22 protein-coding genes are annotated in these 26,200 nt (G+C 72.8%); 10 read left to right on the forward strand and 12 right to left on the reverse strand.

Going from position 1 to position 26,200, the window contains the following annotated elements; all coding sequences use genetic code 11:
• Positions 1–155: 155 nt before the first annotated feature.
• On the forward strand, positions 156–2,096 hold the full coding sequence (locus OG917_RS28125; protein ID WP_328320834.1) for a DUF5107 domain-containing protein: 1,941 nt from the start codon (positions 156–158) through the stop codon (positions 2,094–2,096).
• Between the two features lie 46 nt (positions 2,097–2,142).
• Here OG917_RS28125 and OG917_RS28130 read toward each other — a convergent pair whose 3' ends face one another.
• Both OG917_RS28130 and OG917_RS28135 read right to left on the reverse strand, forming a co-directional pair.
• Positions 2,143–2,505, reverse strand: a complete 363-nt coding sequence (locus OG917_RS28130) for a VOC family protein (protein ID WP_328320836.1) — start codon at positions 2,503–2,505, stop codon at positions 2,143–2,145.
• A gap of 288 nt (positions 2,506–2,793) precedes the next feature.
• Complete coding sequence (locus OG917_RS28135) at positions 2,794–3,603, reverse strand: methyltransferase domain-containing protein (protein ID WP_328320838.1); 810 nt, start codon at positions 3,601–3,603, stop codon at positions 2,794–2,796.
• Positions 3,604–3,909: 306 nt separating this feature from the next.
• On the opposite strand from OG917_RS28135, the gene OG917_RS28140 reads away from it, so the two are divergent.
• Both OG917_RS28140 and OG917_RS28145 read left to right on the forward strand, forming a co-directional pair.
• Entirely contained in the window at positions 3,910–5,778 is a 1,869-nt protein-coding gene (locus OG917_RS28140) for a transketolase (protein WP_328320840.1), read from the forward strand.
• Between the two features lie 279 nt (positions 5,779–6,057).
• The gene (locus tag OG917_RS28145) at positions 6,058–7,038 is read left to right on the forward strand and encodes a cation diffusion facilitator family transporter (RefSeq protein ID WP_328320842.1); all 981 of its coding nucleotides are present in this window, start codon (positions 6,058–6,060) and stop codon (positions 7,036–7,038) included.
• Here the strand turns inward: OG917_RS28145 and OG917_RS28150 are convergent.
• Entirely contained in the window at positions 7,010–8,515 is a 1,506-nt protein-coding gene (locus OG917_RS28150; protein ID WP_328320844.1) for a bifunctional phosphatase PAP2/diacylglycerol kinase family protein, read from the reverse strand. The two genes, OG917_RS28145 and OG917_RS28150, sit on opposite strands and share 29 nt — an antisense overlap.
• Positions 8,516–8,809: 294 nt before the next feature.
• Here OG917_RS28150 and OG917_RS28155 point away from each other — a divergent pair, with 294 nt between their 5' ends.
• Together OG917_RS28155 and OG917_RS28160 are read left to right on the forward strand one after the other, a co-directional pair.
• Entirely contained in the window at positions 8,810–10,027 is a 1,218-nt protein-coding gene (locus tag OG917_RS28155) for an aminotransferase class I/II-fold pyridoxal phosphate-dependent enzyme (RefSeq protein WP_328320846.1), read from the forward strand.
• Between the two features lie 31 nt (positions 10,028–10,058).
• On the forward strand, positions 10,059–11,228 hold the full coding sequence (locus OG917_RS28160) for an MBL fold metallo-hydrolase (protein WP_328320848.1): 1,170 nt from the start codon (positions 10,059–10,061) through the stop codon (positions 11,226–11,228).
• A 23-nt stretch (positions 11,229–11,251) separates the two neighbouring features.
• Here OG917_RS28160 and OG917_RS28165 read toward each other — a convergent pair whose 3' ends face one another.
• The 3 genes from OG917_RS28165 to OG917_RS28175 all read right to left on the reverse strand — a co-directional run bounded on the left by OG917_RS28165 (position 11,252) and on the right by OG917_RS28175 (position 13,815).
• Positions 11,252–12,235, reverse strand: coding sequence for an alpha/beta hydrolase (locus OG917_RS28165; RefSeq protein ID WP_328320850.1), 984 nt, complete (start codon positions 12,233–12,235; stop codon positions 11,252–11,254).
• A gap of 180 nt (positions 12,236–12,415) precedes the next feature.
• Positions 12,416–13,048, reverse strand: coding sequence for a DedA family protein (locus OG917_RS28170; RefSeq protein WP_328320852.1), 633 nt, complete (start codon positions 13,046–13,048; stop codon positions 12,416–12,418).
• On the reverse strand, positions 13,045–13,815 hold the full coding sequence (locus OG917_RS28175) for an MBL fold metallo-hydrolase (RefSeq protein WP_328320855.1): 771 nt from the start codon (positions 13,813–13,815) through the stop codon (positions 13,045–13,047). The genes OG917_RS28170 and OG917_RS28175 overlap by 4 nt, the downstream gene beginning before the upstream one ends.
• 368 nt (positions 13,816–14,183) lie before the next feature.
• Here OG917_RS28175 and OG917_RS28180 point away from each other — a divergent pair, with 368 nt between their 5' ends.
• A complete protein-coding gene (locus OG917_RS28180) occupies positions 14,184–16,262 on the forward strand; it encodes a phage holin family protein (protein ID WP_328320857.1) in 2,079 nt (692 codons plus the stop codon).
• Between the two features lie 61 nt (positions 16,263–16,323).
• Here OG917_RS28180 and OG917_RS28185 read toward each other — a convergent pair whose 3' ends face one another.
• Complete coding sequence (locus tag OG917_RS28185; protein ID WP_328320859.1) at positions 16,324–18,381, reverse strand: phosphocholine-specific phospholipase C; 2,058 nt, start codon at positions 18,379–18,381, stop codon at positions 16,324–16,326.
• Between the two features lie 182 nt (positions 18,382–18,563).
• The gene (locus tag OG917_RS28190; protein ID WP_328320861.1) at positions 18,564–19,085 is read right to left on the reverse strand and encodes a MarR family winged helix-turn-helix transcriptional regulator; all 522 of its coding nucleotides are present in this window, start codon (positions 19,083–19,085) and stop codon (positions 18,564–18,566) included.
• A gap of 126 nt (positions 19,086–19,211) precedes the next feature.
• On the opposite strand from OG917_RS28190, the gene OG917_RS28195 reads away from it, so the two are divergent.
• Both OG917_RS28195 and OG917_RS28200 read left to right on the forward strand, forming a co-directional pair.
• A complete protein-coding gene (locus OG917_RS28195) occupies positions 19,212–20,615 on the forward strand; it encodes an NADP-dependent succinic semialdehyde dehydrogenase (RefSeq protein ID WP_328320864.1) in 1,404 nt (467 codons plus the stop codon).
• 49 nt (positions 20,616–20,664) lie between these two features.
• The gene (locus OG917_RS28200) at positions 20,665–21,036 is read left to right on the forward strand and encodes a hypothetical protein (RefSeq protein WP_328320866.1); all 372 of its coding nucleotides are present in this window, start codon (positions 20,665–20,667) and stop codon (positions 21,034–21,036) included.
• Between the two features lie 11 nt (positions 21,037–21,047).
• Here the strand turns inward: OG917_RS28200 and OG917_RS28205 are convergent, their stop codons facing one another.
• The 3 genes from OG917_RS28205 to OG917_RS28215 are packed head-to-tail and all read right to left on the reverse strand — an operon-like array spanning position 21,048 to position 24,411.
• Positions 21,048–21,491: a response regulator gene (locus OG917_RS28205; protein ID WP_328320868.1), complete on the reverse strand. Its 444-nt coding sequence runs from the start codon at positions 21,489–21,491 to the stop codon at positions 21,048–21,050.
• Entirely contained in the window at positions 21,488–23,164 is a 1,677-nt protein-coding gene (locus tag OG917_RS28210; RefSeq protein WP_328320871.1) for a sensor histidine kinase, read from the reverse strand. Before OG917_RS28210 ends, OG917_RS28205 begins: the two co-directional genes overlap by 4 nt.
• Positions 23,161–24,411, reverse strand: a complete 1,251-nt coding sequence (locus OG917_RS28215; protein ID WP_328320873.1) for a PP2C family protein-serine/threonine phosphatase — start codon at positions 24,409–24,411, stop codon at positions 23,161–23,163. Before OG917_RS28215 ends, OG917_RS28210 begins: the two co-directional genes overlap by 4 nt.
• 253 nt (positions 24,412–24,664) lie before the next feature.
• On the opposite strand from OG917_RS28215, the gene OG917_RS28220 reads away from it, so the two are divergent.
• Positions 24,665–24,889 (forward strand): hypothetical protein, encoded by a 225-nt coding sequence (locus tag OG917_RS28220; RefSeq protein ID WP_328320875.1) that lies wholly within the window; start codon positions 24,665–24,667, stop codon positions 24,887–24,889.
• 68 nt (positions 24,890–24,957) lie between these two features.
• Here the strand turns inward: OG917_RS28220 and OG917_RS28225 are convergent, their stop codons facing one another.
• A complete protein-coding gene (locus tag OG917_RS28225; RefSeq protein WP_328320877.1) occupies positions 24,958–25,764 on the reverse strand; it encodes a helix-turn-helix domain-containing protein in 807 nt (268 codons plus the stop codon).
• Between the two features lie 49 nt (positions 25,765–25,813).
• On the opposite strand from OG917_RS28225, the gene OG917_RS28230 reads away from it, so the two are divergent.
• Complete coding sequence (locus OG917_RS28230; RefSeq protein WP_328320879.1) at positions 25,814–26,119, forward strand: 4a-hydroxytetrahydrobiopterin dehydratase; 306 nt, start codon at positions 25,814–25,816, stop codon at positions 26,117–26,119.
• The last annotated feature ends 81 nt before the right edge of the window (positions 26,120–26,200 follow it).

Raw genomic sequence — 26,200 nt, forward strand, 5'->3', positions numbered from 1 at the left:
CATTTATCGCGCACCTCTCCGGGTAAATCGGCTCGCGGGAACCCCTGGTCAGACCCGCTCCGCCGGTGTTCCATGGTCGTCAGGGGCGCCGGGCGGACGGCCGCTCCGCATGAGCGAGTGAGGTTGCCTTGGCCACGACCGTGCGACGTGCCGTAATGACGCTGCCCGCTGCCCCGCTGGGGCCGGAGAACCCGCTCCCTGCGTTGCGCCCGCTCGACGAGACGCACACCGTGGACGCCGACGGGCGGTCCGGGCTGCCGCACGACATGGCCCGTCAGATCGGATACGAGCCGCTGACCAGCGTGCTGCCCGCCCGTGTCCTCGACGGATACGGCAGGAGGCGCACGCCCACCGGAATCGACACGATCGTGATCGAGAACGACCGGCTGCGCGCCACCGTGCTGCCCGGCCTCGGCGGGCGGATCCACTCCCTGTTCCACAAGCCGTCCGGCCGGGAGCTGCTCTACCGCAACCCCGTGCTCCAGCCCGCCGATTTCGCGCTGAACGGCGCCTGGTTCTCCGGTGGCATCGAGTGGAACATCGGAGCGACCGGGCACACCACCCTCAGCTGCGCCCCGCTGCACGCCGCGCTCGTGACCGCGCCCGACGGCGGCGAGATGGTGCGGCTCTGGGAGTGGGAGCGGCTGCGTGACCTGCCCTTCCAGGTGGACCTCTGGCTGCCGGAGGACTCCGACTTCCTCTATGTGGGCGTGCGGATCCGCAACCCGCACGAGCAGCCCGTCCCCACCTACTGGTGGTCCAACATCGCCGTCCCCGAGGGCCCGGAGACGCGGGTCGTCGCCCCCGCGGACGAAGCCTGGCACTTCGGCTACGAGCGCAGCCTGCGCCGCGTCCCGGTCCCCGGCTGGGAGGGCGCGGACCGCACGTACCCGCTCCGCAGCGAGTACCCGGCCGACTACTTCTACGAGGTCCCGCGCGAGGCGAGGAAGTGGATCGCCTCCCTTGACGCGGGCGGCCGGGGCCTCGTGCAGACGTCGACCGACCGGCTCGGCGGCCGCAAGCTCTTCCTCTGGGGCTCGGGCGCCGGCGGCCGGCGCTGGCAGCAGTGGCTGACCGAGCCGGGCACCGGGGGATACGCGGAGATCCAGGCGGGTCTCGCCCGCACCCAGCTGGAGCACGTACGTCTCGAAGCGGGCGCCGAGTTCAGCTGGCTCGAAGCGTACGGGCCGCTCACCGCGGACGCGTCGGCCGTCCACGGCGACGACTGGGCGGCTGCCCGCCGTGAGGCGGCCGACCGGCTCGAAGCCGCACTTCCCCGAGCCGCGGTCGAGGCCGCTCACGAGGCGTGGCGCGGCTGCGCCGACCGCGAGCCGCACGAGGTGCTCGCCATCGGTTCCGGCTGGGGCGCGCTCGAAGTGCTGCGCGGCGGATACAAGCTGCCCGGCACTCCGTTCGACGAGTCGGCCATCGGCGACGACCAGCAGCCCTGGCTCGAACTGTGCCGCTCGGGCGCCTTTCCCGCGCCGCGCGAGGCCACCCCGCCCGGCCCCTCCCTGGTCTCCGGGCACTGGCGGGACATGCTGGAGACGGCGCTCGCCGAACCGCTGACCGAGTACCACCTGGGGGTCGCGCAGTGGCACGGCGGCGACCGGGCCCAGGCGGTGCGCAGCTGGGAGCGCGGTCTCGAACTGGCCCCGGCGCGCTGGCCTTTGCTGCGCTGTCTCGCGGTCGCCGACCGGTGCGACGGACACGACGGGAGGGCGGCCGACCGCTGGTCCGAGGCCTTCGGTGACCTCTGCGCCGAGCGGCGCGAGGGCCGCGAGTGGACGGCGGTGACCGCCGCACTCGGCCGTGAGGCGATCGAGGCACTGCTGGCGGTGGGACGCACCGCGGAGGCGCGGAGTGTCTGGGACCGGCTGCACCCGGAGACCCGCGCCCGTGGCCGGTTCCGGCTGATCGAGGCCCAGTTGCTGCTCGCCGAAGGAGCCACCGGGGAAGCACGCGCGCTCTTCGACGCGGGCTTCGAGGTGGCGGATCTCCGGGAGGGTGCGGAGATCCTCGACGAGGTCTGGTCGGCGCTCACGGACGACCCGCTGCCCGAGGCGTACGAGTACCGGATGCGGCCGCGGAGCTGACGGTCCCTTGGCCGGCGGCCCGGGCGGGCCGCCGGCCGGGCGGGGCTCAGGCGGTGGAGCCGTTCCCGTTCCTGTCGACGTACTCGAAGACCGAACCGTCGGGGTGGACCGCGATCAGATTGCGGCCCACCGGGGTCGGCACCGGCCCCGCGATGACCTGGGCGCCGACCTCGGTGAGGGTGGTGAGGGCCTCGTCGACATCACGCACCGCGATGGTCGCCGTCACCTTGCGCAGAATCTCCAGCTCCGACTCCGGCCCGCTCATCAGGAGGAAGAAGCCCACCGCGGCGACCGACACCCCGCCGCGCTCGAAGCGCAGCGCCTTGGCCCCGGTGAGCCGTTCGTAGAAGAACACCGAAGCTTCGAGGTCGGCGACGCAGATACGCAGCGTAGTACCCAGGATCTCCATATGCGGGATGCTCCTACCCCTCTGACCAGTACGTTCGTAACCCGGCGCGGACGAGGGGGAGATGGTCGAGCGACGCTGCCCCTCCGGCCCGCCGGGGGCGCATGTCCCGATGCGCCCGCAGGGCCTTCATGATTGCACGGGCCCCGCGGGCGGGCACCGCGGAGTCCGCCGGCCCCAACTCCCCGCGCGGGGTGCGGCCTTCGCGCTCAGCGCTGAAGGGGGCCGCGCCCTCGGTCAGGGCGGGCGGAACGTGCGGCCGGAGCGGGCGGCCCGCTCCGGCCGGGTGTGTCAGACCCGGCAGAGGATCTCGCCGTGGGGCACCAGGAACCATCCGTCGTCCTGCGCCCCCCACTCGCGCCAGGCGCCGGCGATCGCGGTCAGCTGCTCCGGCGTCGCGTGGCCGCCGTCCACGGCCTGCTGCGCGTAGACCGACTCGGTCGTACGGTCCGCCCACAGCCCGCTCCACCAGGCACGCTCCTCACCCGTGGCGAAGACCCAGTTGGTGGCGGTCGTCCTGACGTCGGTGAATCCGGCCTGCCGCGCCCAGGAGAACAGCCGTCGTCCTGCGTCCGGTTCGGCGCCGTTGGCACGGGCGACCCGGTGGTACAGGTCCAGCCAGTCGTCCATCACCGGGGACTCCGGATACCAGGTGAACGAGCCGTAGTCGCTCTCGCGCACCGCGACGATGCCGCCGGGCTTCGTGACGCGCCGCATCTCACGCAGCGCCTGGACCGGGTCGCCCAGATGCTGGAGCACCTGATGTGCGTGGACCACGCAGAAACTCTCGTCCGGGTAGTCCAGTGCGTTCACGTCGGCGACCGCGAAGTCCGCATTGGACAGGCCGCGTCCGGCGGCCAGCGCGCGCGCCTTCTCCAGGACCGCGGGTGCCCGGTCGACCCCGGTGACGCTGCCCTGCGGTACCAGCGCGGCCAGGTCGGCGGTGATGGTGCCGGGGCCGCAGCCGATGTCCAGGATCCGCATGTGCGGCTTGAGCTCGTCCACCAGGTACGCCGCGGAGTTGGCGGCCGTCCGCCAGGTGTGCGAGCGCAGCACCGACTCGTGGTGGCCGTGGGTGTAAACGGCTGTCTCTTCCGGCATGACGGATCTCCCCTTTTCGACGTCGTGCTCATCCGAAGTGGTGTCACCACCGTAGATGCTCATGCCGAATGTTGAGATTCATATCTCGCATCCTGATACAGGGAATCCGTGGGGCCGACCGCTCCGCAGCGGGCGGCCGGAGGGGTGTCTGCCGCCATGCCGGGGAAACGTGTGCGCGTCGCGGCGTACCGGGTACGCGGTGCTGTGCGGCCGGGACAGGGTGAACCAGCGGGCGAGCCCACTTCAGGAGCGGCCCGCTCGACGCCGCACCGCCGAAACGTCCGGTCGCGGGAAGGGAACGTCATGATGAGCACGGACAAGAACGCAGAACTCTTCGAACTGGCCCAGCAGCTCCGCGTGGACGCGGTGCGCGCCGCGGACGCGGCGGGCTCCGGGCACCCCACCTCCTCGATGTCGGCGGCGGATCTGGCCGCCGTACTGCTCTCCAGGTATCTGCGCTACGACTTCGACCGGCCCGAGCATCCGGCCAACGACCGGTTCATCCTCTCCAAGGGGCACGCCACACCGCTCCTGTACGCCATGTACAAGGCCGCAGGCGCTGTCGACGACGAGGAACTGCTCACCTTCCGCACCAGGGGCAGCCGTCTCGAAGGCCACCCGACGCCGCGCATCCCCTGGGTCGACGTGGCCACCGGATCGCTGGGGCAGGGGCTGCCGGTAGGGGTGGGCATGGCCCTCGCGGGGAAGCGCCTGGAGCAGGTGGACTACCGGGTCTGGGTGCTGAGCGGCGACAGTGAGATGGCCGAGGGCTCCGTCTGGGAGGCGGCCGAGCACGCCGGGTTCGAGAACCTCGGCAATCTGACCCTGATCGTGGACGTGAACCGCCTCGGCCAGCGCGGGCCCACCCGGCACGGCCGGGATCTGGAGGCCTACGGGCGCAGGCTCCGCGCCTTCGGATGGCACACGGTCGAGATCGACGGGCACGACATCGGCGCCGTCGACGCCGCGTACCAGGAAGTCCTCGCCGTCAAGGACGTCCCCACCGCGATCATCGCGGGCACCCGCAAGGGGCGCGGCGTGGCCGCAGTCGAGGACCGCGAGGGCATGCACGGCAAGCCGCTGCCCGACGCGGACGCGGCTGTCGAGGAGCTGGGCGGGCCGCGCTCCATCCGCGTCGATGTGCACAAGCCCGAGGACGTGCGGCCCCGGCGGATCGCCGGCAGCGGAAAGCTCGAACTGCCGCGCTACGAGAAGGGCGACGAGGTCGCCACGCGCAACGCGTTCGGCGAGGCGGTCACCGCACTCGGTACGGCGCGCGGCGAGGTCGTCGTGCTGGACGGGGAGGTCGGCGACTCGACCCGCGCCGAGTTCTTCTCGAAGGAGCATCCCGAGCGGTACTTCGAGTGCTACATCGCCGAGCAGCAGCTGGTGGCCTCGGCCGTCGGCATGCAGGCACGCGGCCACACCCCGTTCGCCTGCAGTTTCGCGTCCTTCCTCACCCGGGCCCACGACTTCTTCCGGATGGCGGCGATCGGCGCCGCCGACATCAACATCGTCGGCTCGCACGTCGGCACGGCGATCGGGCAGGACGGCCCGTCCCAGATGGGCCTGGAGGACCTGGCGATGTTCCGCTCGCTGCACGGCAGCACGGTCCTCTGTCCGAGCGACGCCAACCAGGCCGCGAAGCTGGTGGCCGCGATGGCGGATCTGCGCGGCATCCGCTACCTGCGCACGAACCGCGGTGAGACCCCGGTCGTCTACGGGCCCGACGAGGAGTTCCCGGTCGGCGGCAGCAAGGTCCTGCGGTCCGGCCCGGACGACGCGCTGACCCTGATCGGTGCGGGCCAGACCCTCCATGAGTGCCTGGGGGCGGCGGACCTCCTGGCGCAGGAGGGCATCGCCGTACGGGTGATCGACCTCTACTCGGTCAAGCCCGTGGACGCGGGCACCCTGCGGACCGCGGCGGACCAGACGGGCTGCCTGATCACGGTCGAGGACCACCACCCCGAGGGCGGCCTGGGGGACGCGGTGGCAGAGGCGTTCGCGGACGGCAGGCCGGTGCCCCGGCTGGTCCGGCTCGCGGTCGGCAACATGCCGGGGTCGGCCACTCCGCAGGAGCAGCTGGCCGCTGCCGGGATCGACGCGCAGAGCATCGCAGCGGGCGCCCGGCTGCTGGTGGAGAAGGCGGTGATCCGGCCGGGCTCGGTCGCCTGAGCACCTCTCGCGGAGCCTTCGCCGGGGGAACAGTCCGGGCGGCCGGGGCGGGCCGCCCGGATTCCCCCTGACCGGAGCGGGTACCTGGTGGCTCATGAGATCCAATGACGCGCACACGGCCGGAGAGGGCCGGTGGAAGCCGGAGCCGCACCGGAGGCCCCACCGGGACGACGTACCGGGAGAGGCACGCCCGGAGCCGCGGGCCGGCAGGTCACCGCACGGCCGGGCCACTCGCCCGGCCACCCGGCAGGGCGGGACCGCGCGTCCGGGGGGTACGGCATGAGTGACGACCCCGGCAACGGAACGGACGACAGCGGGACCGGCAGCGGGAAGGACGGAGCCGACGACCGGAAGACCAGGGTGACGGTACTGGTGGCGCTCGCCGCCAACCTGGTCATCGCCGTCGCCAAGGCGGCCGGCGGTGTCTTCGCCGGCTCCCCGGCCCTGCTCTCCGAGGCGGCGCACTCGGTCGCCGACAGCCTCAACGAGGTGTTCCTGCTCTTCGCGCTCCGGCGGAGCAAGCGTCCCGCAGATCCGCAGCACCCCTTCGGCTACGGCAAGGAACGGTACTTCTGGGCCCTGCTGGCCGCCGTGGGCATCTTCGTCATGGGCGCCTGCTTCTCCGTCCTGCAGGGCGTCGAGGCGCTGCGCGGCGGCGGCGAGCAGGAGTCCACGTCGGGCTACGTGGTGGGGCTCGTCGTGCTGGGCGTCGCGCTGATCGCCGAGGGCACCTCGCTGGCGCGCGCCGTACTCCAGGTGCGCAGCCAGCCCGGCAAGGGCATCGGCAAGGACCCCGCCCTGCGGACCGTCATCGCCGAGGACGGCACGGCCGTGGTGGGTGTCCTGCTCGCCATGGCCGGGATGGTCCTGCACATGGTGACCGGGAACATCGCCTGGGAGGCCTCCGCCTCGATCGCGATCGGGGCCCTGCTCGGATACGTCGCCTACCGGCTGGGCAAGGACGCCCGCGAGCAGCTGATCGGCGAGGCCGCCGATCCCGAACTGCGCCGCGGCATCGAGGAGATGCTCGCCGCGCAGCCCGAGATCGACGAGGTGTCCTCGCTGCTGACCATGCGGCTGGGCATGGACTCGACGCTCGTGGCCGCCCGGATCGACCTGGTGCCCGGTCTGGAGAGCGAGCAGGTGGAGCTCACCTCGATGCGGATCAGGGGGTCCATCGAGGAGGCCTGGCCGGAGGCCGACCAGGTCTATCTCGACGTGACGGACGCCGCTAGAGCGGCAGCGGACGATACACCGTGAGTGCCTCGTCGTCCTTGTCGATCCACAGGGTGGCCGGGGCCCGGGTGATCTCGCCGTCGAACGCGAGCGGTGTGCCGGGGGTGAGACCGGCGAGCCGGACCCGGCGCAGCCGCTCCGCCGCGTGCACGGGGGAGCGGGACAGCGGACCCGCGAGCGCCGCTGCCAGCAGCCGCAGCCCCGGCAGCCGGCCGCCGTGCACCACCCGGACGTCCAGCAGGCCGTCGGCCAGATCGAAGCGCCGGCCGGGGGTCGGGCCCATCTGCCGGTACATGCCGTTGCCCGCGAAGAGCATCCACAGGGTCCGCCGCTCGCCGTTGAACTCGGCCTGCAGCGGCCGCTGCGAACTCAGCACCCGCGCCGCCGCCAGTACGCCCGCCGGCCAGCCGCCGATCTTCGGTGACCAGCGCTCCCTGATCCGCACCAGTTCCGGATAGGACCCCAGGCTGAAGGTGTTGAGGAAGTGTCCCGGCTCGCCTCCTGGGCCTGCGGGCCCGGGGGTGAAGCGGCCCAGGTCGACCTTGACCGCGTCGCCCGACGCCAGCGCCCGGCAGGTGTCGTGGACCTCCTCGATCCCGACGTCGTACGCGAAGTGGTTGAGCGTTCCGCCGGGAAAGACAGCCAGCGGCACGCCGAGGCGGGCCGCGACCACGGCAGCCCTGTTGACGGTCCCGTCGCCGCCGCAGACACCCAGGGCCCGGCAGCGCCCGGCGGCCTTCTCCAGCGTGGCCACCAGCTCACCGGGGCCGCACTCCACCACATCGGCGAGCGGCAGCGCGTCCCTGACGAGCGCCGCCGTGGCCGCGGCCGACCCCGACGCCCTGTTGACCACCACGACCAGGTCCTCGCCGCCGGGCAGCACCGGTGCCTCGGTGTGCGGGCGGCCGGGGGCGGGCAGCTGACTGCGGGTCGGTACGAGCCCCCGCACCGCGAAGGCGGCTCCCACCCCGAGCGCGGCTCCGATCAGCACGTCACTCGGATAGTGCACCCCGGTGTAGACCCGCGACGCCGCGACGCTGACGGCGAGCGGCGCGACGGCCGCGCCCCAGCCCTTCGACTCCAGGGCGACACCCGTGGCGAAGGCGGCGGCCGACGCCGCGTGGCCGGAGGGGAAGGACGTGGTGACGGGCTGCCGCTTCAGCTGCCTCATCACCGGTACGGCGTCCAGTATCGGTCTCGACCTGCGAACGGACCGCTTGGCCACCGTGTTGGCGACGGCCGAGGCCACAGCCAGCGAGGCCACTCCGCGCAGCGCGGCCCGCCGCGCGCGGGGCGAACCGCCCACTGCGGCGATCCCGGCGGCGGTGGTGAACCAGAGCAGGCCGTGGTTGGCACTGCGGCTCAGCCGGGGCAGCACCGGCGCGGCGGCCGGCCAGTGCCGGGCAGCCGCGGACCGGAACAGCGCCTGGTCCCGGGCCCCGAACCAGCTCACGAGCCGTTCGAAGCGGGGCGGGCCGCTCGGGGGGACGGCGGATGCCATGGAAATCAACCCTCTCGACGATCGGTGCGCACGTCCTGACCGGCCGCCGGTGCGGCGGACAGCTCCGCGCAGCGGTTCTGCTGACTGATCGTCGTACCCCGTCCGGCCGGGGGGATGCTTCCGGCGGCTCCGGCGCGTCGGCGCACGCCGCGGGCGCCGCCGGCCTGCGCAGGCGCCGTGAACCCGGGCGGTACGGCTCCTGCGCCGCCCGCAGCGGAGCGGCGGCCACGGTCGCCCGTCCGGGCAAATCTACGTATAAAGGTCTCGGGGGACGGAGACAGCGGAGGTGCGGGCATGCAGCGGACGGTTCCGGAGAGCCGCGGCCCTGTCCGCTACGGGCCTCCCGCCCCCGGCCCCGGACTGCCGGTGCTCCCCGAACTGGCCGCGGCGCTCACCGGCGCGGCCCGCCGTACCGACCCCGAGCCGCCGGGCGGCGGACCCGCGCTGCGGGCGGCGGCCTGCGGATACTGGACCCGGCGCGGACTCGGCTGCGCCCCCGGCGACACGGTCGCCGCCGGGGGCGCCCAGGCGCTGCTCCTCGCCCTGCTCGCGGCGGACGGCGGTGATCTCATGCTGCCGCGTCCGTGCCCCGCCTGGTGGATACCGCAGGCGCGTCTGGCCGGGCGGTCCGCCTACCCGGTGCCCACGCCCGCGGAGTGCGGCGGCGTGCCGGACCCCTACGCACTCCTGGAGACCGTACGCAGAGTGCGCGCCGAGGGCGGCAACCCCCGGCTGCTGCTGCTCTCCGTCGCCGACGACCCCACCGCCACGGCCGCCTCGCCCGAACTGCTGCACGAGGCCTGTGAGGCCGCGCTCTCCGAGGGGCTGCACATCATCAGCGACGAGACCTGGCGCGACACCCGGCACAGGCCGGACGAGACCGTGCTGCTCAGCCCCGCCGAGATGTGCCCCGGTGAGGTGACCGTGCTGTCCGACCTGGCGGGTTCGCTGACCCCGGAGGCCTGGCCGGTGGCCATCGCCCGGTTCCCCGCCACCGGGGAGGGCGCTGCCCGGCGGGCCAGGACGCTGGACGCGCTCACCGCCATCGGGGCCGTGGTCCCCGCACCCGTCGCCGCGGCCGCGGCGTGCGCGCTGGGCGAACCGGTGGCTGTGCGGGAAAGGGCGGTGCGGGCGGCCCTGCTGCACGCCCGGGTGGCCGCGGCCGCCCACCACGCGGTACTCGCCGCGGGCGCCCTCGCCAGGCCCCCGCAGGCCGGGCGTCACCTCTACGCGGATCTGGGCCCGCTGGGCGCGGGACTCGCGGAGCACGGCGTCACCGACGCGATGGATCTGGAGGACTACCTCGGGAAGCGGCTCGGGGCGCCGGCGCCGGGGGGCCACCGCTTCGGCGACGATCCGGCCGCGCTGCGGGTGAGGTTCGCGACTGGCCCGCTCGTCGGATCGACCCCGGAGGAGCGGCTGGAGTCCCTGGGCTCCGCGGAGCCGCTCGGACTTCCCCACGTGGCCCGCGCGTTGAGGACCTTCGCGACGGCCCTGGAGCAACTGCGATGACCGACTCACCGCCACCGGACGGAGCCCTTCGATGACGGAACAGACCGAGAGCTCCCTCACCGGGCCGCAACCCCAGGCACCGTCCGGGGCCCCGCCCCGGACGGGCCAGGAACCCACGGCCGGCCAGGAGCCCCGGACCGGGGCGCAGCAGCGGGCCGGGCATCCCGCACAGCCCCGGCCGTACACCCGGCCCCGCAGCCGCACCCCGGGCATGCTGCGCGCGCCGGGGGAGACCAGGCTCTGGCCGAAGTCCTTCGCCGACCGGCTCACCGCCCCGCTGCCCGGTGTCGGGGCGCTGGCCAGACTGGCCCGCGAAGGTGCGGTACGGCCGCGCCCGGAGGGGCTGCGCGACATCCCGCTGCTGCCGTACGCCCCCGCCCCGCTCCCCGAGACCGACGCCACCACCATCGCCGTCACCTGGGCGGGGCACGCGAGCTGGGTGGTGCGTATCGGCGGTCTCACCGTCCTCACCGATCCGGTCTGGTCGCGCAGGATCCTCGGCACGCCCGCCCGGGTCACACCCGTCGGGGTCCGCTGGGCCGACCTGCCGGAGATCGACGCGGTGGTCATCAGCCACAACCACTACGACCACCTGGACGCCCCCACCATCAAGCGGCTCCCGCGCGACACCCCGCTCTTCGTCCCGGCGGGACTGGCCCGGTGGTTCCGGCGCCGCCGTTTCACCCGCGTCACCGAGCTCGACTGGTGGGAGTCGGCCGAGACCGGCGGTGTCCGCTTCGACTTCGTGCCCGCCCACCACTGGTCCAAGCGCACGCTCACCGACACCTGCCGCTCCCTCTGGGGCGGCTGGGTCCTCACCGACCAGCAGGGGCAGCGGGTGTACTTCGCGGGCGACACCGGTTACGGCCACTGGTTCGGGGAGATCGGCCACCGGCACCCGGGCATCGACCTGGCGCTGCTGCCGATCGGGGCGTACGAGCCGCGCTGGATGCTCGGGCCGGTGCACACCGACCCGGAGGAGGCGGTCGCGGCCTGCGAGGACCTGGGCGCGCGCCGGATGGCGCCCATGCACTGGGGCGCGTTCCTGCTCTCCGCCGAGCCGGTACTCGAACCGCTCACCCGGGTCCGCGCGGCCTGGGAGCGGGCGGGACGCCCGCGCGACGAGCTGTGGGACCTGCCGGTGGGCGGGTCCCGGGTGCTCCAGGAGGTGTCGGCCGACCGGCCGGCCCCGGCCGACTGAACCGCCCCCGCCGCCTGCCGGGCTCACACCCGACGGGCCTCACCGGAGCCGGTGCCGGCGGCAGGCGTCCGGCCCTCGACGATCCGGGCGAGATTCGCCAGCGACAGGGAACCGGGCTTCAGGTAGTCGCTGTGGCCGCCGCCCCCCGCGTCGAAGACCCGGGCGCCGAAGCCCGCCGAGACCGGGTCCGCGCCCAGCCCGACGGTCACGAAGGGCAGCGGAATCCGTACATGCGGCACGTCCGCGATCCAGTCATGGCTGCCCCGGCCCGCCCAGACGGTGGCCCGGGTGTGCAGGGCGGCTTCACTGCCGCGCCCTGCTCCGGGGCTGCCGTACAGCACGATGTCGGCGGCAGCGAGGCCGGAGGCGGCCCGTCCGCAGACCACCGAACCGTAGGAGTGGCAGAGCAGCGAGATCCTGGCCCCCGCCGTTGCGCCGGCCAGCTCTCCGACGAAACGCCGCAGCCCTGGGGCTGCCTCGTCCGCACGGCCGGTCGTCAGCACCGTGGTGCTGACCGTGGCGGGCGTCGCGTACCCCACCCAGGCCACGACGGCGGACCCGGTGCCCAGCTGCCGCCGCAGCGCCGTCGCACCGTCCAGCAGGCGCTCGTACTGGTCGATGCCGGTGTCCGATCCCGGTACCAGTACCGCGATGTGCCGGGCCCGGGACAGATCGCCGAACACCTCGGCGGTACGTCCGCCGTCACGCCCGTCGAAGGCGAGGAAGTGCCGCCCCGGCCGCGCCATGGCACGCAGCGAACCGGCGCGCCCCCGGTCGCCGTCGGCCAGGGCCGTCCGCCCCGCGGCCCTGATGTCGGCCCGGGTCGCCGCGTACCGCTCGGCGAGGACCGCGGGGGTCACGGTCCGCAGAGGGGCGAGGGCCGTCGGCGCGGGTGCGGGGACGGCCGTCGGGCGGGCCGCACCCGACACCGGCACGGCCACCGAAGCGGTGACGAGTGCGGTGAGCAGGGCGCGGCGCAGACGGCTGCTGTGCGGGCGGGACGCCATGGGGTGGTCCTTCCGTACCGGATGGCTTTCGTGCTTCCGGTACTGAAGGTAGGGAGCACACCGGGTGGCAGGCGTCCCGCTGTGGGGCGAACCTCCCGCGTCACTCCTGAGTACTACGGGTAGGGGGAGGGTCGGTGTGAACAGGCGGCGGCCGGCGGGGGGTTGGCGGAACCGGGCGGCTCAGCGCGGTGCGGGCGAACCGCCGTGCGGCCTGAGCCTGCGCCACGCGGCCGGCGCCCCGCTGAGCAGCAGGGTGAGCGCGATCGCCGCCACCACGCCCTCCCAGGGTTCGTCGAAGAGCGAACCGCCGAGTATGCCGATGAGCTGGTACGCGGCGGCCCAGGCGAGACAGGCCGGAACGTCGCCGCGGGCGAATCTGCGCAGCGGCATCTCGCCGAGCAGACAGGCGAGCATCACCGGGATCCTCCCGGCCGGGACCAGCCGGGAGAGCACGAGCACCGACTTGCTGTGCTTGTCGAGCTTCTCCTCCGCGTTCGCCAGCCGCGCCTGCGGCGCCCGTCTGCGCAGCGCCTCCAGCCAGCGTGAGCCCTTCCTGGAGTGCACGCCGCGCCGCCCGAGCCAGTACAGCGCGATGTCCCCGAGGAAAGCGGCGGAAGAGGCCACGGCGAATACGAAGAGCAGTGCCAGCGGATCGGTCTGGTGGATGGCGACCACGGCGGCCGAGCTCACCAGCGCGCCCGTGGGCACCACCGGCACCAGGGACCCCAGGGCCACGAGAAGGAAGAGCGTCGGGTAGCCGACGGCCTGCTGGGTGGATTCGGCGGGCACCTGGCTCACCAGTTCGTGTATCACCCGGCCACCTCCGGCCGTACGACTTCGCCGTGTGCGGGCCGGTACACGGACACCTCCGGTGCCAGCAGCGCCGCCTGCCGTACGAACTCGTCGCCGGGCGTGTGGAATTCGTGCGGGCGGACGCCGTCCATCCCGACCGGCCAGAAGGTGCCGTAGTGCACCGGGACGGCGGAGCGCGGACGCAGCGCGGCCAGCGCCTGGGCGGCCCGCCGGGCGTCCAGGTGCTCCTGGCCGAGGAAGGGGCCCCAGCCCCCGACCGGGAGCAGCGCCACATCCACCTCGCCCACGGATTCGGCCATCGCGTCGAACAGACCGGTGTCCCCGGCGAAGTAGGTGCGTGCCTCGCCGGTGACGACGAAGCCGAGCGCGGGGGCACGCTGCGGGCCGAAAGGCATCCGGCGGCCGTCGTGGCGGGCGGGTACCGCACGGATGACGAGGTCCGCGACCCGCACCTCGTCGCCCGCGCCGACCTCGGTGACGGCCAGGCCGAGCCGCCGCAGCCCGGGGACCGCGCGGACCGCGCCGCGCGGCACGATCAGCGTCGTGCCCGGTGCCAGCCGGGCGAGCGACGGCAGATGCAGATGGTCGGCGTGCAGATGCGATACGAGGACCGCACGGGCCACCGCGGCGCTGGGCGGCGGCACCGCGCCGCGGCGGCGCCGCAGGTGAGCGAGTCTGCGGGTGAACAGCGGGTCGGTGAGCACCCGGACCCCGGAGTCCTCGACCGTACATGTGGCATGTCCCCACCAGGTCACATCGACCGGCACCTGCCGCCTCCTCACGTCTGGTCGCGTCCCTCGTCCCGGGCTCCGCGCGACATCGTCCGGCCCGTTCCCGGGACAGCGTGTCACGTCTGCCGCCGCCCATGGTGGGTAGCGATCCAGCACAACGGGAGGAGGCTCCGTGACCCTGCACTCGGAGCAGTGTCCGCGCTGCGGAGGTGTCCTCGCCGTCACGCAGGACGGCTGGAAGATCTGCCACTCCTGCGGATACTCCTCCCCGCCCTGACGTGCGCCGGGGCGGGAGGCCCGTCGCCGCCCCTCCCGCCCCGGGCCGCGGCAGGGGCGCTGCCGGCTCCTGTGGAAAACTGACCGGCGGGTCCACCCGGGGCCGCAGGACGTGAGGGGGAAGAGGCGTGGCCGCAGGACGATGGCGCAGGGCGGGCAGCGCTCTGTTCCGGGTGATCGTGGTGTGGGCGGTGTCCACGCTGACCATGCTGGCGCTCGCCGGGATCCTGCCCGACTTCCGGCTGGAGTCCGCCCGGGGTGACAGCGCCACGACGGTGGCCATCACCGCGGGATGGGGAGCCGCCGCCTTCGGCCTGCTCAGCGCGCTGGTGTGGCCCGTGGTCGTCCGCGCGCTGCTGCTGGTCCCCGCCCTCGTCCTCGGGCTGCTGGTCTTCTTCCTCAACGGCTCGCTCCTGCTGGTGGCACTGGACCTGATCCCGAACGGCCGGGGCACGTCCAACCCCGAGACGGCGGTCGTGGTGGCGGCCGTGATGTCCGCCGTCGCCTCCGCCACCTCCACCGGCCTCGCCGTCCGTGACGACGAGGCGTACCGCAGGAGGCTCTCCCGCCTCGCCTCGCGCCGGCGGCGCAGAAGCGGCGCGGACACGGGGCGGGGCGGGCCGCACGGCACGGTCTTCCTCCAGCTCGACGGGGTGGGGCACGCGGCGCTGCTCCGCGCGGTGCACGAGGGGCTGATGCCCACCGTCGCCGGGTGGATGGGCTCCACCCACCGGCTCCACTCCTGGCGCACCGACTGGTCCAGCCAGACCGGTGCCAGCCAGCTCGGCATCCTGCACGGCTCCAATCACGACGTGCCCGCCTTCCGCTGGTACGAGAAGGAGACCGGCGACGTGATGGTCTGCAACCGGCCGGCCAGCGCGGCCGAGCTCCAGCGCAGGGCCGCCGGGCGCACCGGCGACGCCGGGCTGCTCACGGTGGACGGGGCGAGCCGCGGGAACCTCTTCAGCGGCGGGGCCGACGAGCTGGCCCTGGTGCTGTCGGTCGCCGCCCGCCGGGACCGTGACCACCGCTCACGGGCGGGCTACTTCGCGTACTTCTCCGACCCGGCCAACGCGGTCCGCACCGCGATCTCGTTCTTCGCCGAGGTCGGCCGCGAGATCGGCCAGTCGACGCGGGCCCGCGCCCGCCAGGTGGAACCGCGGATCAAGCGCGGTGGCCTCTACCCGTTCATCAGGGCCTTCGCGACGGTGGTGGAGCGCGACGTGGTGGTGTCCGCGGTGATCGGCGACATGTTCGCCGGGCGGACCGCCGTCTACGCGGACCTGGTGGCGTACGACGAGGTGGCGCACCACAGCGGACCCCACAGCCGGGACGCGGCAAAGGTACTGGCACGGCTGGACCGTTCGCTGGCGCTGATGGCGAAGGCCGAGGAGCACGCCCCGCGGCCCTACCGCATCGTGCTGCTCTCCGACCACGGGCAGAGCCCCGGGCAGACCTTCGAGGGCGCGTACGGGCTGACGCTCAAGGACCTGGTGCGGGCGGGCTGCGGGCTGCCGGTCCCGCGCCGGGCGCAGCGGACCCGGAGCGGCTCGGAGGCGCGGGCCGCGGTCCGTGTCGTCCTGCACCGGCCGGCGCCCGCGGGCGACGAGACACCGCCGGACCCCGGTTCCGACCCGGTGGTGCTGGCCTCGGGGAACCTCGGTCTGATCTCCTTCCCGGACGCGCCGGGCCGGATCACCCGCGAGGAGCTCGACCGGCGCCACCCGGCGCTGCTGCCGACCCTGGCCAACCATCCGGGGATCGCGTTCCTGCTCCTGGCGAGCGAGGAGCACGGGTCGGTGGTGCTCGGGGCGGGGGGCGCCGAGGTGCCCGTCGCCCTGCTGGCCGACGGCGAGGGGCCCCTCGCGGGCTTCGGGCCCGGCGCGGCCGACGCGGTGCGCAGGACCGACACCTTTCCGCACGTCGCCGACGTCATGGTCAATTCGATGTACGACCCGGAGACGGGCACGGTGCACGCCTTCGAGGGGCAGATCGGTTCGCACGGCGGCCTCGGCGGGGAACAGTCGGTGCCCTTCCTGCTGACGCCGCTCGATCTCTCCGCACCCCTCGACGAGGGGCAGCTGACCGGCGCCGAACAGGTGCACCGCGTCCTGCGGCGCTGGCTGACCGAGTGCCGGGGCCCGGAGGTCCCGCTCGGCCCGTCCGTTCCCGTGCCGGACGGGACCGTGCCCGGCGGCGCGGCCTGAGCCGGCGCCCTCCGGTGTGCGGTGCCGGGCCCCGGATCGCGGGGTCCGGCACCTGCAGCTGTCAGCCGGTGATGATCGCCGGGTCGCTCACCCCGGGCCTGCCGGTCTCGACGTGCCCGGCCAGCCGGCGCAGATAGCCGCCGTCCCGGTCCGAGACCACGGTCAGGTCGTACCACCGCCGGGTGGAGCGCAGGTCCACGGTGTGCACGACGGTCTTCCCCTTGCGGACGGTGAAGGTCTCGCTCTTCCCGCCGTACGCGTTGGTGACGGTGAGATGACAGTCGGCGCTGCCCGCGTTGGTCATGGTCAGCTCGACCGAGCCGTCACCTGCCCGGTGGCGGGCGGTCACCTCGGGGCCCGCGGTGGTGCCGGGGCCCTTGTACGTACGGAGGAAGCCGTTCGGGCCGAACACGGACAGATCGTAGGAACCCTTGGAGTACGTGGTGTTCCAGGTGTCGGAGAGCGTCTTCCCCGCCTCGGCCGTGTACGTCCACGGCCCGTCACCGCGGTTGGCCGACGTCACCGTGAAGCAGGCACCGGCGTTCGCGCCCCCGCTGAACGAGAGCGTGAACTTGCCGTCGGACGGCGAGGCCTTCCCGCCCACCAGCGGGGCGTAGGGCAGCGGCCGCGACGGCCGCGAGCCTGCCTCCTGCTTGGGCAGCGCCGGGTCCGCGGGCGCCTTCGGCACATAGCTGTCGTGCCGGGCGTTGTCCGGCGGCCGGAAACCGTCGGTGTCCGGCAGCCTGGCGGGCTTGGTGTCCTTCAGCGCGAAGTCGAAGGCGGACGTCAGGTCGCCGCAGATGGCCCGCCGCCAGGGCGAGATGTTCGGCTCCGATACACCGAAGCGGCGCTCCATGAACCGGATGACCGAGGTGTGGTCGAAGACCTCGGAGCAGACATAACCGCCGGTGCTCCAGGGGGAGACGACGGTCATCGGGACACGCTGGCCGAGGCCGTAGGGCCCGGCGCCGTAACTCGCGTCGCCTGGGAACCAGTCGAGCGAGGTGTCCACGGTCGACGCGCCCCGGTCGGCGGAGGCGGGCGGGAAGGGCGGGACGGCGTGGTCGAAGTAGCCGTCGTTCTCGTCGTAGGTGATGAAGAGCGCCGTCTTGCTCCACACCTCCGGGTTCGACGTGAGGGCGTCCAGCACCTGCGAGACGTACCAGGCGCCGTAGTTTGCGGGCCAGTTGGGGTGCTCGGAGAAGGCCTCGGGGGCGGCGATCCAGGAGACCTGGGGGAGCTTGTCCGCCTTCACGTCGGCCTTGAGGAGGTCGAAGAAGCCGTCGCCGTTCTTGGCGTCGGTACCGGTGCGCGCCTTCTCGTACAGCGGGTCGCCCGGCTTGGCGTTGCGGTACGTGTTGAAGTACAGCAGCGAGTTGTCGCCGTAGTTGCCGCGGTAGGCGTCGTCGATCCAGCCCCAGGAGCCGTCCTTGTCCAGGCCGTCACCGATGTCCTGGTAGATCTTCCAGGAGACGCCGGACTTCTCCAGGCGCTCGGGGTATGTCGTCCAGTCGTACCCCGCCTCGGCGTTGCCGAGCACCGGGCCGCCGCCCTTGCCGTCGTTGCCGACGTGACCGGACCACAGGTAGTAGCGGTTGGGGTCGGTCGCCCCCATGAACGACGAGTGGTAGGCGTCGCAGACCGTGAACGCGTCGGCCAGGGCGTAGTGGAACGGAATGTCCTGACGTGTCAGGTGGGCCATGGTCCCCGCGGACTTGGCGGGGATCCACTGGTCGTACTTGCCCTGGTTCCAGGCCTTGTGCCCGCCGGCCCAGTCGTGGTCGAGCCCGGCGATGAACTGCATGCCGAGGTCCTTGGCGTCCGGGTGGTAGGGCAGGACGTCCTTGGTGCCGTCCGACTGGTACCAGACCGGCTTGCCGCCGACGGGCGTCATCGGCCGGGGGTCGCCGAAGCCGCGTACGCCCTTCATGGAGCCGAAGTAGTGGTCGAATGAACGATTCTCCTGCATCAGCACGACGACGTGCTCGATGTCGTTGATCGTCCCCGAGCGCCGCTTCGCGGGGATGGCGGCGGCGCGGTCGATGCTGTTCGAGAGGGCTGAGAAGCCTGCGGTCGCGCCCGCGATCTGGAGGAAGCGGCGCCGATTGAACTGAGGCATGTGTAGAAGAACCTCTCGCGGTGTGAGGGGAATGATCCAGCCGAGTCTTCCCAGATGACGGGGTGAAAGGGAAGAGGTGGTGACAGACAAGTGACCGAACACGGCATATGAAGCGAACAACTCGGCCGATTTCGGTCAGCTTTCGCGGAACTTGTTCAGACAACTCGTTCACCGAGCCGCCTTCACGCCTTCCACGGGCTGCCGTCGTCCGCCGTCGCGGGCCGCCGTATCGCGGGCGCCCCGGTCTGCTCCGGTTCCGTGAAGACCACCGGCACCTCGTGGCCCCGCACCAGCTCTCCCAGCACGGCTGCGAGCCGGTCGCGCTCGGCCGGTCCTATCCCGTCGGCCAGCGCCTCCATCCGTACGGCCGCGTCCATCCGGAAGTCACCGGCGACCCGTGCTCCCTCGGCGGACAGCGCGACCCGTACCGCGCGTCTGTCCAGCGGATCCGGCTCCCTGTGCACCAGCCCGCGCCGCTGCGCCCGGTCGACCAGTCCGGTCATGCTGGACCTCTCCAGGCCCAGCATGGAGCTCAGCTCTCCCATCCCGCGCGGCTGAGCCATCAGGAGGCAGATCAACTGGGCCTGCTGCACCGGAAGTCCGTACTCCCGGCTGGCCTCCGTGTACACCGCCTGCACCAGGAACGACGTCCTCACCAGCGCCGCCGCGATCCCCATCGGCTCCTCGCCCCCGGCCATCTCCATCGGGTCAGCATAGGGGCGACGGTTCGTGTCACGAACCATCGCGGGGAGACGTCCGCCCGGCGCCCGCGTTGCGGTGGCGCACCGGGCGCGCGAAGGTCGGAGGGCGAGTACGAGGAGGACCCACCCATGCCCATCGCCACGGTGAACCCCGCCACCGGTGAAACGCTCCAGACCTTCGAGGCGCTGGGCGCCGAGGAGATCGAGCGCTGTCTCGCGGCGGCCGACGCCGCTTTCCGCACCTACCGCACCACGGAGTTCGCCGAACGGGCGCGACTGCTGAACCGCGCCGCCGATCTGCTGGAGAGCGAGCAGGCGGACATCGCCCGCACGATGACCACCGAGATGGGGAAGCCCGTCGCCGCCGCCCGTGCCGAGGCGGCCAAGTGCGCGAAGGCGATGCGCTGGTACGCCAAGCACGCGCCCGCGCTGCTGGCGGACGAGCACCCCTCACGGGCAGATGCCGCCGACTCCGGCGCGACCCGCGCGTACACCCGCTACCGTCCGCTGGGCGTCGTGCTGGCCGTGATGCCCTGGAACTTCCCGCTCTGGCAGGTCGTGCGATTCGCCGCGCCGGCTCTGATGGCGGGCAACACCGGCCTGCTGAAACACGCGTCGAACGTGCCGCAGACCGCTCTCTACCTGGGAGAACTCTTCGAACGGGCCGGATTCCCCAAGGGCTGCTTCCAGACCCTGCTGATCGGCTCCGGCGCGGTCGAGTCCGTCCTGCGCGACCCCAGGGTGGCAGCGGCGACCCTGACCGGCAGTGAGCCGGCCGGCCGCTCGGTCGCGGCCGTCGCGGGCGACGAGGTCAAGAAGACCGTCCTGGAGCTGGGCGGCAGCGATCCGTACATCGTGATGCCGTCCGCCGATGTGGCCCGGGCCGCGCGGACCGCGGTCACCGCCCGGGTGCAGAACAACGGCCAGTCCTGCATCGCCGCCAAGCGCTTCATCGTCCATACGGATGTCTACGACGCGTTCACGGAGGAGTTCACCACCCGGATGGCCGCACTGAAGGTCGGCGACCCGCTGGACGAGTCGACCGACGTCGGACCGCTCGCCACCGAACAGGGCCGCACCGACCTGGAGGAGCTGGTCGACGACGCCGTGCGCAAGGGCGCGACCGCACTCTGCGGCGGCTCACGGCCGGCCGGGACCGACCGCGGCTGGTTCTACTCGCCCACCGTCCTCATGGGGATCACCACCGACATGCGGATCCACCACGAGGAGGCGTTCGGCCCGGTGGCCACCCTCTACCGGGTGGCGAGCGCCGACGAAGCGGTCCGAGTGGCCAACGACACACCCTTCGGTCTGAGTTCCAACGTGTGGACCAGGGAAGCCGACGAGGTGGAACTGTTCGTACGGGACATCGAGGCGGGTGGCATCTTCTTCAACGGCATGACCGCATCCCACCCTGCCCTGCCCTTCGGCGGGGTCAAGCGCTCCGGGTACGGCCGTGAGCTCTCCGGCCACGGCATCAGGGAGTTCTGCAACATCACCACGGTCTGGCACGCGGCCGACCCCGACGCGTGACCGGTACCCGCCCCGTACCCGGTGCGCCCCAGCGAGGAAAGTGAGCACGATGGCCGACACGGAGAACCAGGACACACTCGTCACGGTGGCACTCACCGGTCACTCGAAGGACGACGCGGCGGCCGTCTTCGGCGCGCTGCGGGAGGCCTTCCCCAGCGACCGCGGAGCCGATGACACCCCGCAGACGGAGATCCCCGGCAGGCCGACCGTGTGGACGGCGTCCTACGAGGTACTGGACGCGTCTCCGGGAGACCTCCGCACCACCAGGCTCTCGGCACCGGTCAAAGCCACCGTGCAGGGCGGTTACCACGCGGTGGACCTGCTGCGGACCGCGCTCGGCAGCGCGTTCTCCGTGGAGGAGCACGGGTCGGCCATGGGCGACCAGGAGAAGGAGCTGGAGCTCCAGCTGGAGAACAGGTAGCCGCAGGCCCGTCACCTCCGGTGCGGAAGGCGCACCACCGTGAGGAAGAAGTCGTCGATCTGGCGCACCGCCGACATGAACTGCTCCAGATCGACCGGCTTCGTGACATAGGCGTTGGCGTGCAGCCGGTAGCTGCGCACGATGTCCTCCTCCGCCGACGACGTCGTCAGCACCACGACGGGGATGTCACAGAGCTCCGGGTCCGACTTGATCTGTTCGAGGACCTGCCTGCCGTCGTACTTGGGCAGGTTCAGATCGAGCAGCACCAGGTCCGGGCGCGGCGCGGAGGCGTGGGCGCCGCGCCGGTAGAAGAAGTCCAGCGCCTCCTCGCCGTCCCGCACGACGTGCAGCGTGTTCCCGATCTTGTTGTCCGCGAAGGCCTCACGCGTCATCAGCTCGTCGCCGGGATCGTCCTCCACGAGGAGGACCTCGATGGGCTGGAGCGGGGTGTTCACTCGGATTCTCCCTGGGTTGTGGTGGGGTCCCCGGCCACGAGGGCGGGGTCGGGGGATACCGGCAGGGTGAAGTGGATGCAGGCGCCCTCGGCCACCGACTCGTCCAGCCAGATCCGGCCGCCGTGGAACTCGACGATCTTCCGGCAGAGCGCGAGGCCGATGCCGGTGCCTTCGTACTCGTCCCGTGCGTGCAGCCGCTGGAAGATCACGAAGACCTTCTCGGCGAACTCCGGTGCGATACCGATGCCGTTGTCCGAAACCGTCAGATGCCAGGTGTCGTCCTCGGCGGTGCAGCCGACGGTGATGACCGGCGGATGACCGGCTCTGCGGAACTTGATCGCGTTGCCGATCAGGTTCTGCCAGAGCATGGCCAGCGACGTCGGGTCCCCGGTGACCTCGGGCAGCGGGCCCGTCCGCACGACGGTCGCCCCCGCCTCCTCGGTCACGAGCGCCAGATCGGCCAGCACCCGGTCCAGCGAGGAGTCGAGGCTTACCGGCTTCCAGCTGTCGAGTACCCGGCCGACCCGCGAGAACGTGAGCAGATCGTTGATCAGGACCTGCATCCGCTTGGCGCCGTCGACGGCGAAGCCGATGTACTGCTTGGCCCGGTCGTCCAGCTCCCCGCCGTACCGCTTCTCCAGCAGCTGGCAGAACGAGGCGACCTTGCGCAGCGGCTCCTGGAGGTCGTGCGAGGCCACATAGGCGAACTGTTCCAGCTCCGAGTTGGACCGTCTGAGCTCCTCGGCCTGCCCGGCCAGCAGCTCCTCGCGCTCCAGCGAGTCGGCGAGCTCGCCGGCGAGCCGCCGCCGCATGTCCTCCACGGCGGCTCCGACCGCCCGCACATCGGCGGGGCCCCGGATCTCGATCCTGTGGTGGAACCCCCCGCCGCGCACCAGGTCCGAAGAGGCGCGCAGCGCGTTCAGCGGTCGGCCCACGATCCTGTGCAGCACCACGCTGAGGGTGACCACCACCAGCGCGAAGGCCACGAGCAGGGCGATCAGTACCTGGTTCTGGGTGTGGCGGGAGGCGTCGAGCCCGGCCCGCGCCCGTGTCCCGGCGGCCTCGATGTGGCGCTGCTGCACGGCCATGTCGGCCCGCAGCCCGTCGAAGGCGGCCTTGCTCCGCCCGATGCGTTCCGCCGAGGCGGCGCCGGGGCCCTTCGCCCGTACGGCGGCGATCAGCGGCTGGGCCTGCTCCCGGCGCCATTTCTGCGCGGCCAGCCGGATCCGGTCCAGGTCCTGCGTGTAGGGGCTCCCGCCCCCGATGGCCGTACTCACCCGGGCCCGGTACAGCTGCTCGTCGCGTACGCCCTCCGCATACGGGGCGAGGAAGGACTCGTCCCCGCTGAGCGCGTACCCCCGTGCCCCGGTCTCCTGGTCCAGGAGCGCCTTCTGCAGCTGGAAGGAGGCGGAGCGGGCCGGCTGGATGCGGTCGACGAGCGTCGTCGTGCGGTCGTCGGTACGGGAGAGGAAGACACCCCCGACGACGGTGCAGCCGCAGACCACGACCACGAACCCGGCGAGGATGAGACGGACCCAGTTCTGGACGGAGAGGCGTGCCGCGAAACCCGGCCGGGCCGCGAGGGCCGGCGGTTCCGTCCCGGCGGGTATCCCGGTGCCGGTGCCGTTGTCCGCGCGGCTCTCGCCGTGCCGGCCGATGACCTGACTGCTCATGCTGAGCCGGCCCCCCATCCCAGGTGCAGTACGGCCACGTCGTCCGCGAGGCCTCCGTAGGGCGCTGCGCCCTCGGTCGCGCCGCGCACCAGCGCGTCGACGAATCCGGTGGCGGACAGCGCCCCGTGTCTTCGGGCGAGATCCAGCAGACCCGGCTCGCCGAGCCGGGACTCCTCGCCGGTACGCCCCTCGAACAGTCCGTCGGTGAACAGCACGACCTGTCCGCCCCGGGGCAGCGGCAGCTCGGTCTCCGTCCAGCGGGCGTGGCCCGGCAGCAGCCCCAGGGCCATCCCGCCGTCCGGCTCGGCCCAGTCGACCTCCGCACCGTGCCGGACGAGGAAGCCGGGGTGCCCGGCGCGGGTGACGCGCACGGTGCGACCGCCGGGGGAGAAGACCAGTGAGGTCACGGTCGCGAAGATGCTCGGATCGGAGCGTTCGGCGACGAGAATCTCCTCCAGCAGCCTGATCTGTTCCAGATGCTCCATCGCGCACAGCACGGCGGTGCGCCAGGCGACCCGCAGGCACACCCCGAGCGCCGCCTCGGCCGCCCCGTGGCCGGAGACGTCACCTATGACCGCGTGCACCGTCTGGTCGGCGGTCTGCACCACGTCGTAGAAGTCCCCGCTGAGCAGTCCGTGGGCCCGCCCCGGGGTGTACCGCGCCACGGCCTCGAAGTCGCGCCCGCGCAGCAGCGGCACGGGCAGCAGCCCCCGCTCCAGTCTGGCGTTCTCCTCGGCCATCAGCCGGTTGGCCTGCAGCGCCGCAGCCGACTGCTCCGTCTGCTTGCGCTGGAGGGCGTAGCGGACGGCGCGGCTCAGCGACTCCGGTTCGAGCCGGTCCTTGACCAGGTAGTCCTGCGCCCCGGTGGCGACGGCGGCCAGCCCGGCCCCGGCCTCGGCGAGGCCAGTGAGCACCACGATCGCCACGTCCGGAGCAGCGCCGACGATGCGGGTGACCGCGTCGAGCCCCTGCACATCAGGCAGGTGCAGATCGAGCAGCACGCACACGGGCGTGCGGCAGGTGCGCAGGAACTGCTGGGCTGCCGCCAGGGTCTTGCACCAGCTGACCGGGGAGCCCAGATCGCTGTCGGCCAGCATCTCCTCGACGAGCAGCGCGTCCCCTGCGTCGTCCTCGACCAGCAGCAGGACCGCCTCTATGTCGCGCACGGAGCCTCTGGGCGCCGTCAGGAGCTGCTGGCGGTTCCTCGCAGCAGGCACCGTCGAACGCGCGGCGGCGGTCGCCGGCATCTCGGACACACTCCACCCCCACCAGGCCTGACGGCGCGGGTTGCCGGGGCGCCGTATCGCCGCGAAGCATATGCGACCCGGGTCCGGCCCGGGGACTGCCGGGGGGACGAGGCACCGGGGCCGTCGGGAGGGCCGGCGGGGCGGTTCCGGATCGCAATCGCTCCGGGGCGCGGCATCGGGACGGGGCCCCGGCCCTGCGTTCGTCAGGCCGTTCCCCGCCCCGGGGTGGGAGAATCGGGACAAGGAGGCGACAATGGAATACGTCATGCAGGCCCATCTCCAGGAGGGCTCGTCCCCTTCGGACGAGCACCCGCAGGTGGAGTGGTGGCATATCGCGCACGCCGGTGCGCGGGTCGCGCTGTGCGGACGTGAGCTCGACCCGGGAGCGCCCAGACAGTCCACGGACGCCTGGGGGACCGCCGGGAGCCAGCCTTTCTGTCACAGCTGCGGTGCGCTCTATCTGCGGCAGGTGCCGTAGGGCCCGGACCCGGCCCGGCGCCGGGTTACCCGTCGGACGGCGCCCCGGCAGCGTGCCGCCTCCGCGGGTCAGGACTCCAGCGAGCGCAGATAGGCGACCGTCGCGGGGTCGGCGGGAAGGAACGTCTCGATCGCCAGCTCGGCCACCGTCACATCCATCGGGGTGTTGAAGGTGGAGATGGACGAGAGGAAGGACAGCACCCGGCCGTCGTGTTCGATCTCCAGGGGCAGTGCGAATCGCGCCACCGGCGCCGGTGGCAGCTCCTCCCGGGTCTCCGCGGACGCGGGAAGCGGGTAGGCGGCGACCTCCTCGTACAGCTCGCGCAGCGCAGGCGAGCGGGCCGGAGCCAGCCGGCGCTCCAGCTGGTGCAGCAGATGCTCCCGCCACTGCCGGAGATTGCGGATGCGCGGGGCGAGCCCGCGGGGATGCAGGGTGAGCCGCATCGCGTTCAGCGGGGGCGTGAGCAACAGGTCCGGCAGCCCCGCCGTGAGCATCGCGATACCGCTGTTGGCGGCGACGATGTCGTAACGGCCGTCGACCACCAGCGCCGGGTACGGCTCATATCCCCGCAGCAGCCGCCCGATGCCCTCGTGCAGCGCGCCCATCGAGGGGTCGTCGAGCACGGTCTCCGTGTACCGCGGTGCGTGCCCCGCAGCCAGGAGCAGGGCGTTGCGCTCCCGCAGGGGAACATCCAGGTGCTCGGCGAGGCGCAGCACCATCTCGTCGCTGGGGCGGGCGCGGCCCGTCTCGATGAAACTGATGTGGCGGGCCGACGAGCCGGCCCGCAGAGCAAGCTCCAGCTGGCTGATCCGGCGCTGCCTGCGCCAGTCGCGCAGCAGCGGACCGACTCCGTTTCCGGGAGCGACAGTTGTCATCCCCAGACCGTAACGTCGTGTGAGAAGTCTTCCGGAAGGAGTGCCGCACATGCCCGCAGAACCGCTGACGCGGAAAGAGACCGAGGACCGGCTGCGCGAGCTGCCCGCCTGGTCCCTGGACGGCGGGAAAATCACCCGCAGCTATCGCTTCGGGGGCCACTTCGCCGCCACCGCGATGGTCGTCCACATCGCGCAGATCCAGGAGGAGCTGGGCCACCACTCCGATCTGGCCCTCGGCTACAACACCGTGTCGCTGAGCGTGCACACCCATGACGCGGGTGGCGCCGTCACCGCCAGGGACTTCGAGCTCGCCCGCCGGGTCGAGGAGGCCGCCCCGGGGCACGGCGCGCGCTGAGGGCGGGGCCACGGCACCGCCGCCCCGTGTACGCCGGCGCCGCCCGGACAGGGCCCGGCGGCGCCGGCGCGGTACGGGTGA

The sequence above is a fragment of the Streptomyces sp. NBC_00388 genome, assembly GCF_036061255.1.
In the GTDB taxonomy this organism is placed as follows: domain Bacteria; phylum Actinomycetota; class Actinomycetes; order Streptomycetales; family Streptomycetaceae; genus Streptomyces.

Excerpts from the sequence above, each read along its gene's own strand:
- OG917_RS28210 (WP_328320871.1), bottom strand. The coding sequence starts at position 23,164 with ATGAGCAGTCAGGTCATCGGCCGGCACGGCGAGAGCCGCGCGGACAAC.
- OG917_RS28215 (WP_328320873.1), bottom strand. The coding sequence starts at position 24,411 with ATGCCGGCGACCGCCGCCGCGCGTTCGACGGTGCCTGCTGCGAGGAAC.
- OG917_RS28225 (WP_328320877.1), bottom strand. The coding sequence starts at position 25,764 with ATGACAACTGTCGCTCCCGGAAACGGAGTCGGTCCGCTGCTGCGCGAC.
- OG917_RS28140 (WP_328320840.1), top strand. The coding sequence starts at position 3,910 with ATGAGCACGGACAAGAACGCAGAACTCTTCGAACTGGCCCAGCAGCTC.
- OG917_RS28160 (WP_328320848.1), top strand. The coding sequence starts at position 10,059 with ATGACGGAACAGACCGAGAGCTCCCTCACCGGGCCGCAACCCCAGGCA.
- OG917_RS28220 (WP_328320875.1), top strand. The coding sequence starts at position 24,665 with ATGGAATACGTCATGCAGGCCCATCTCCAGGAGGGCTCGTCCCCTTCG.
- OG917_RS28135 (WP_328320838.1), bottom strand. The coding sequence starts at position 3,603 with ATGCCGGAAGAGACAGCCGTTTACACCCACGGCCACCACGAGTCGGTG.
- OG917_RS28125 (WP_328320834.1), top strand. The coding sequence starts at position 156 with ATGACGCTGCCCGCTGCCCCGCTGGGGCCGGAGAACCCGCTCCCTGCG.
- OG917_RS28190 (WP_328320861.1), bottom strand. The coding sequence starts at position 19,085 with ATGGAGATGGCCGGGGGCGAGGAGCCGATGGGGATCGCGGCGGCGCTG.
- OG917_RS28230 (WP_328320879.1), top strand. The coding sequence starts at position 25,814 with ATGCCCGCAGAACCGCTGACGCGGAAAGAGACCGAGGACCGGCTGCGC.
- OG917_RS28130 (WP_328320836.1), bottom strand. The coding sequence starts at position 2,505 with ATGGAGATCCTGGGTACTACGCTGCGTATCTGCGTCGCCGACCTCGAA.
- OG917_RS28200 (WP_328320866.1), top strand. The coding sequence starts at position 20,665 with ATGGCCGACACGGAGAACCAGGACACACTCGTCACGGTGGCACTCACC.
- OG917_RS28195 (WP_328320864.1), top strand. The coding sequence starts at position 19,212 with ATGCCCATCGCCACGGTGAACCCCGCCACCGGTGAAACGCTCCAGACC.
- OG917_RS28155 (WP_328320846.1), top strand. The coding sequence starts at position 8,810 with ATGCAGCGGACGGTTCCGGAGAGCCGCGGCCCTGTCCGCTACGGGCCT.
- OG917_RS28185 (WP_328320859.1), bottom strand. The coding sequence starts at position 18,381 with ATGCCTCAGTTCAATCGGCGCCGCTTCCTCCAGATCGCGGGCGCGACC.
- OG917_RS28145 (WP_328320842.1), top strand. The coding sequence starts at position 6,058 with ATGAGTGACGACCCCGGCAACGGAACGGACGACAGCGGGACCGGCAGC.
- OG917_RS28150 (WP_328320844.1), bottom strand. The coding sequence starts at position 8,515 with ATGGCATCCGCCGTCCCCCCGAGCGGCCCGCCCCGCTTCGAACGGCTC.
- OG917_RS28165 (WP_328320850.1), bottom strand. The coding sequence starts at position 12,235 with ATGGCGTCCCGCCCGCACAGCAGCCGTCTGCGCCGCGCCCTGCTCACC.